Source organism: Geomicrobium sp. JCM 19037 (assembly GCF_000698105.1).
GTDB lineage: Bacteria > Bacillota > Bacilli > Bacillales > Marinococcaceae > Geomicrobium_A.
Window position 1 is genome coordinate 21,733 of record NZ_BAWZ01000048.1, and the last position, 6,866, is coordinate 28,598.

At 49.7% G+C, this 6,866-nt stretch carries 1 protein-coding gene and 4 pseudogenes; 3 read left to right on the forward strand and 2 right to left on the reverse strand.

The features are described 5' to 3' along the window. Positions 1 to 178 precede the first annotated feature (178 nt). A pseudogene (gene htpX / locus JCM19037_RS19880) lies at positions 179 to 1,058 on the reverse strand (zinc metalloprotease HtpX). Positions 1,059 to 1,066: 8 nt separating this feature from the next. Next, positions 1,067 to 1,633, reverse strand: a pseudogene (locus JCM19037_RS19885) (LemA family protein). A 145-nt stretch (positions 1,634 to 1,778) separates the two neighbouring features. Between JCM19037_RS19885 and JCM19037_RS19890 the strand changes: the two are divergent. The 3 genes and pseudogenes from JCM19037_RS19890 to JCM19037_RS28875 all read left to right on the forward strand — a co-directional run bounded on the left by JCM19037_RS19890 (position 1,779) and on the right by JCM19037_RS28875 (position 6,543). Next, a pseudogene (locus JCM19037_RS19890) lies at positions 1,779 to 2,934 on the forward strand (acyl-CoA dehydrogenase family protein). A 1,017-nt stretch (positions 2,935 to 3,951) separates the two neighbouring features. Next, complete coding sequence (locus tag JCM19037_RS19895; protein WP_042404054.1) at positions 3,952 to 4,338, forward strand: DinB family protein; 387 nt, start codon at positions 3,952 to 3,954, stop codon at positions 4,336 to 4,338. A gap of 169 nt (positions 4,339 to 4,507) precedes the next feature. After that, positions 4,508 to 6,543 (forward strand): annotated as a pseudogene (locus tag JCM19037_RS28875) (catalase). Positions 6,544 to 6,866 lie beyond the last annotated feature (323 nt).

Here is a 6,866-nt window from a genome sequence, read left to right on the forward strand (position 1 = left end):
GGGTAGGCAGGGGAAGGGGGAGTGATCTAGATCGTGAATCTCCTAAATAATCCCAAGGCCTAACGACAATCGGCACCTTTGGTGCCGAAACAAAACCACACTTTCATCGGCATGGCTCATGCCGACAGGTCGTAGGCTCTTAGGATTCATTTAACCTAACGATTTTCCCCCACCGATGCTACATGTTTTGCAATCGTTCAATGCGGTTTTTGGGAGGTGGATGGGAGGAGAATAATCCTGCCACTTTTTTTCTTTAAAGGGTCCGCGAAGTACAGAGAAGCAGAAGTGCCTGATGCTTCTTGGACGGGGCGTTCAACGCCGGTAATCTTTCGGAGTGCGGAGGCGAGCGCATGTGGATTGCGCGTTAGCTCTGCCGCTGATGCATCCGCCAAGTACTCACGATTTCTCGAGATCGCAAGTTGAATCATCGTTGCAATAACCGGTGCGAGAATAATGAGCACGAGGGCAACGATAAGCATGAGCGGGTGTTGTTTGTTATTGCCACCACCGCGGTTAAAGATCATCATCCTCATACCGATGTCGGTAAGAATGGCGACAGCACTCACAAGCGCCACGGCAATTGTTGATAAACGAATGTCGTAATTTTGAATGTGCGCCACTTCGTGGGCAATAACGCCTTCCACCTCTTCGTTATTGAGTGTATCAAGTAGGCCCGTCGTAACCGCAACCGCCCCGTTTTTCGGAGACGTGCCGGTTGCAAATGCGTTCGGGCTCGGGTCTTTTATAATGAATAGCCGTGGCCGCGGTATGCGAGCAACCATCGCCATGTTGTCGACCGCTTCCCACAAGGGGATATTTTCACTTCGGTCTTTCACTTCATGGGCATGATTCATTCTCATGACAACGTTCGTACTCGACATAATCATCATCAGCGTATACCCACCACCAAGTACAATGGCAATAATGATTCCTGTGAAGATTTCACCGGTGGTAAAGTACGTAATGGCTGCGCCAACGAGCAATACAAAAATGACAAAGCCAGTCACAATGAACACGGTTTTCGTTTTATTTTGTCGGATCTGTTTTAGTCGATTCATACGCCCTCTTAGAATTGAACCTGGACATTTTGACGTGCTTCCTCTGGTGTTTCAAGCATTTCATATTGCATAAAGTTGTGAACACCCGCAACAAAGTTCGTCGGAATCGACTGGACGGCAATATTGTAATCGCGCACGGTTGAGTTGTACGATTGTCGCGCATAGCTAGCTTATTTTCCATCGCCGTTAACTCCTCTTGCAAGCGAAGAAAATTCTCATTCGCCTTCAAATCAGGATAATCCTCACGAAGCGCAAACAACCGGTTTAATGTCCCTTCCAACTCATTGTTCGCATGCACTTGCTCATTACGCGTGGCGTCTGACGAAGTCATCTTATTTCTCGCCTCAATTACTTGAGTGAACGTTTCCTGTTCATGCTCGCATATCCCTTTACCGTTTCAACGAGGTTCGGGATCATGTCGTACCGTTGCTTTAACATGTTGTCAATCTGAGCCCAAGACTCCTCTGCCACATGCGATATTTCACGAGACGGTTATATGAGCTGAACCAAAAGATTCCAACACCCACAACCCCGACAATAATCACACCGAGTAAAATTACTAAGATCGTTGTCATAAATGTATCTCCCTTCCAAAATGTGTGCTTATCCCTATACGAGACACAGATCACTTATGTTTCATATTTTATCACTACAATCCAAAACCATGTAGCTGAATTATTCCGATAGATTTAGTACAATTTAGTGAAAGGAGATGATCCGATGAGCGATTTATTCACATACACCACCCAAAACGAGCGAAAAGACGCCCTAAAAGAAATCGTTGAAGACTTCAAAGCCCGAGCGGAACAGCATGATCGGCAGGTAGCTTTCCTCACGAAAACTTTAAAACCTTACGAAATAGCCGGTACCCTGGACTCACCGTCCCGACACAGTTTGGCGGTAAAGGGATTTCGCTCACAGAAATGCTTGAGCTGCAAGAAATCATCGCCGAAGCGGATGGATCGACTGCCCTCTCCATCGGCTGGCATATGGGAATTATGAAAAGCCTCGGTGAAAACGAGACGTGGCGCGATCATGTTTATCGTGAACTTGCGGCTCACGTTGTCGAGCGAGGGGCGCTTTTAAATAACGCCGCCAGCGAACCGGCGACCGGCAGCCCGACCCGAGGAGGTCGCCCTGAAACAACCGCTACGCCCGTAGACGGGGGTTACGTCTTGAACGGGAGGAAGACGTTCACGACACTCGCACCAAGCTCGACTACTTCGTCGTGAGCGCCGCGATCGAAGGCACAGAACAGGTCGGAAACTTCCTCGTCCGCGCCGGCCTGCCCGGTGTGCGTGTGGACAATACATGGGACACACTCGGTATGCGCGCCACAGGCAGTGACGACCTCATCTTAGAAAACGTCGCTTTGCGTGAAGAAGACTACGTTGAGACGCTTGGTGGGGGTCCGAAACCACCCGCAGGCTGGCTTTTGCACATCCCCGTGACGTACTTAGGCATCGCTACGGCCGCTCTTGCCTATAGTGCCCATGCCGCCAATCACTACTCGCCGAATAGCATCGACGGGACGATTGCCGACTTGCCGAACGTGCAACAAAAAATCGGCGAAGCTGAACTGCTCCGCATGCGTAGTCGCCACTTTTTATACAGTGTCGCTAGAAAATGGGATGAGAGCACGAGCGCTGAGCGCGAGCAGATGCAAGGTGAGCTCGGCGCAGTCAAGCATAGCGTCGTTAACGATGCACTGTCGATTGTCGATCTCGCCATGCGCGTCGTCGGCGCAAAAAGCCTCGCCGCGGACAACCCGCTCGGCCGCTATTACCGCGACGTGCGCGCCGGCTTGCACAATCCGCCGATGGACGACATGACCATCATCCAGCTCGCAAAGTCCACATTCGCCCGTCATCCGTAGTCATGGGGCGGGGGTGGCTGGTAAACATTAGGAGATTCGCGTTCTAGATCGTTTTTAGGTCGTACCGGCAAGGATCGGGCAAGATCTTTGCTCTATTTGTCATAATTTAGGAATTGTGCGATCTAGACTACCGCGCCTCCTCCTCGCCCCTGGCCTGAAAACCTAATGACCCGTCGGCATGAGCCATGCCGAGGGAAAAGCGGATTCGTTTCGGCACCGGAGGTTTCGACGGTCGCCGTTTATTGGGATTATTTAGGAGATCCGCGATCTAGATCGCACCCAAAACGATCTAGATCGCGTAAATTGCTCCGAATAGCTGGTAAAACAGGTGATCTAGATCAAAAATAGGGTGATCTAGATCATTTTTAGACCATATGGCAAGGGTCGGGGCAGGGCACGCGGCTCTTTTTACATAATTTAGGAGAATGGCGATCTAGATCACCGGGCCTCACGCGCCTCCTCCTCGCCCCTGGCCTGAAAACCCAATGACCTGTCGGCATGAACCATGCCGAGGAAAAAGCGGTTTTGGTTCGGCACCGGAGGTTTCGACGGTCGCCATTTATTGGGATTATTTAGGAGAATCGCGATCTAGATCACGCCTATAACGATCTAGATCGCGTAAATTGGCCCCAATAACTGGTAAAACAGGCGATCTAGATCAAAAATAGGGTGATCTAGATCATTTTTAGACCATATGGCAAGGGTCGGGGCAGGGCACGCGGCTCTTTTTACATAATTTAGGAGAATGGTGATCTAGATCATCCGCCGCGTCCCCCTCCGCCCCCTAGCTTAAGAACTAACGACCTGTCGGCATGAGCCATGCCGAGGAAGAAGCGGGTTCGGTTCGCACCTCCGGTGCCGACGGGTGTAGTGGTTTTGCTTCGGCACTAGAAGTGTCGATTGCTCAACTGCACCTCTTCTCACCGCAATTGCCTGTGAAGAATTTGCAGGAAAACTCGCATCGGTGTTGAATTGTTTCTATTTAAAGCGGTATGGGAGGGGACGTGTGCTTTTTCAATGGGAACGAAACAGGTGTTTCTTAGGCAACTGTCGGCATGTCATGATGAGAACCATTGGTTTGCTTGTCTGCAGCAATCGCTAATGGGTGTGACAGAAGAGCAGGCAAATTGGAAAGAATCTACTTCTAGCCATAGTATTCATCAAATCGTCAATCACTTGATTACGTTCAACGGGCGGTGTTTGGACCGTTTCAATGGCGAACCGGTGCCACCGATTGAGGGGCGTAATGATGACACATTTCTGAGTGGGGATGACTTAGATTGGGACGTGTCGGTCGCGACGTTAACGACGATTATGGACGATTGGCTCCTTAGAATTCAAGGCACAACCGACCGGGATTGGGAACGAAATATTCATGACCGCACGTCGGAAACGTGGGGATGATGTTTACGAACATGATGCTTCACACGAGCTACCACATCGGGCAAATTGTTCATATCCGAAAACAGCAAAATGCATGGGATGTAGAGGAAGAAATCTACTGACGACCTGCGAAAAGGCGCGGGTCTTTTTTTTATGAGCAGAAATATACATCTTATTGGAGGTGTATGTTATGGAACGGAATTGGAACAAAAAAGACGAACAATTGAAGAAGTTTACGCAGAATAATGACGGCGAAGAAATGGCATCCAATGAAGGAACGAAAATATCGAACGATGAGAATACATTGAAGGCGGGTGAGCGCGGACCTACGCTTCATGAGGATTTTCTTTTTCAAGAAAAGCTTGCGCATTTTGACCGGGAACGCATTCCAGAACGTGTCGTACACGCCGTGGATACGGTGCCCACGGGGAATTTCGTGTGTACAAATCGTTGGCGCATTTAACGAAAGCTCCTTCTTGCAAGACCCAAACAAGGTTACACCTGTATTCGTGCGCTTCTCACAGGTGGCAGGTTCAAGGGGCGCCAACGAGACCAATCGAGATGTACGGGGATTTGCGGCAAAGTTCTATACCGAGGAAGGAAACTTCGACCTCGTCGGAAACAACATTCCTGTTTTCTTTATTCAAGATAGCATTAAGTTTCCGGACTTGATTCATGCGGTGAAGCCGGAGCCGCACAATGAGATTCCGCAAGGGCAGACGGCGCACGATACGTTTTGGGATTTCATCGGCAGCAATACGGAGTCGGCACACATGATGATGTGGATCATGTCGGATCGCACGATTCCCCGAAGTTTTCGAATGATGGAAGGGTTTGGGGTGCACACGTTTCGTCTAGTGAACCGTGAGGGCACGTCCCATTTTGTGAAGTTTCACTGGAAACCGGTTCTCGGTGCGCATTCATTGACGTGGGATGAGGCGCAAAAGATTGGCGGAGCCGACCCAGATTACCATCGTAGAGATTTATGGGAAAATATTGAGATGGGCAATTTTGCGGAGTATGAACTGGGAATTCAAGTGATTGCGGAAGATGATGAGTTTATGTTTGATTTTGATATTTTGGATGCCACGAAATTATGGCCAGAGGAAGAAGTACCTGTGCAAATCATCGGGAAGATGACCTTGAATCGCAATGTGGATAATGTGTTTGCAGAGACGGAGCAGATTGCGCTCCACCCAGGACAAATTGTACCGGGCATTGATTTTTCTAATGATCCGTTGTTACAAGGGAGAATTTTCTCGTATGCCGACACGCAACTTTACCGGGTCGGGACGAACTATCAGGAGTTGCCGATCAATCGTCCGGTCTGCCCGATCCATAACAATCAACGGGATGGGCAAGGCAGGATTACGATTAACCAGGGGCAAGTCGCTTACCATAACAATTCGTTGGCAGACAACACGCCATCGGAAGTGCCGCCAGAGGAAGGCGGGTTCAGCACATATCGTTCCACGGTAAAAGGCTTCAAAGAACGAAAAACAGCGCCAAGTTTCAAAGACCATTATTCTCAAGCTCGCCTATTTTGGAACAGTATGAGTCCTGTTGAAAAGGATCACATTATCGAGCGTTTTCCTTTGAGCTCGGGAAAGTGAAAACACCGTTCGTCAGGCAGCATGTGGTCAATATGTTAGGAAGAATCTCTTCAGAGTTAGCGGCAATCGTTGCAAAAGAAGTGGCTGTGAATCGACCGAAAGAGAAACAGGTTGATGTGACAGAATCATCGCCAGCACTGAGCCTCATGAATCAAGTGCGGTATCCGAACACACTCAAAGTCGGAGTCATCATTGACAAAGGGTTTGCCGGCTCTTTGACTGAAGGCATCATCGCACAGCTCGAAGAGGCTGAACTGATTCCTGTCTTTATCGGTGAAGAACTCGGAGACGTTCAAGGCACAGACGGGTGAGTGTATCAATTGATGACACGTTCTTAACCGGCTCTCCACTTTTATATGACGGTCTGCTCGTCGTTGGCGGCAAAGAGCCGAGTCGCTACTTTGAGCGCAAAGCCCGGACATTCATTCGCGATACGTACAATCATTTCAAGCCAATCGGGGCTCTCGGTCAAGGAGCGGAAATCGTCGGTTCGACGGGAATTAGCGGCAAGCCAGGTGTACTGGTCGAGGAAAACGAGACGAACTTCGCGGATGATTTTATTTCAGCGATGGGAACGATGCGCTTTTGGGAGCGTGTGTACCGAAAAGCGTAGGTTGCAGAATGTGTGTGCACCGTTAAGCTGAGAGATACTGCCCGAACGCTCAACAATGATGTTGAGCGTTCGGGCTTCTGGTGCGAACAGCAGTAAAGCGAGTGAGTGCGGGCGGGGGATATGATTAGCGTAATGTGGATGGGAGGTTTGTAACGGCATTGGAGTACCAGAATATGGGGACGTGAGGCCGAAACGGGGTAGGTATCGGCATCAGAGGACCAGAATATGGGAACGTAAGGCCGAAGCGGGGTAGGTATCGGCATGAGAGTACCAGAATATGGGAACGTAAAGCCGAAACGGGGTAGGTATCGGCATGAGAGTAC

Bases quoted from the DNA above. Each gene is read 5' to 3' on its own strand.
- JCM19037_RS19895 (WP_042404054.1), top strand. From the start codon at position 3,952: ATGGGAACGAAACAGGTGTTTCTTAGGCAACTGTCGGCATGTCATGAT.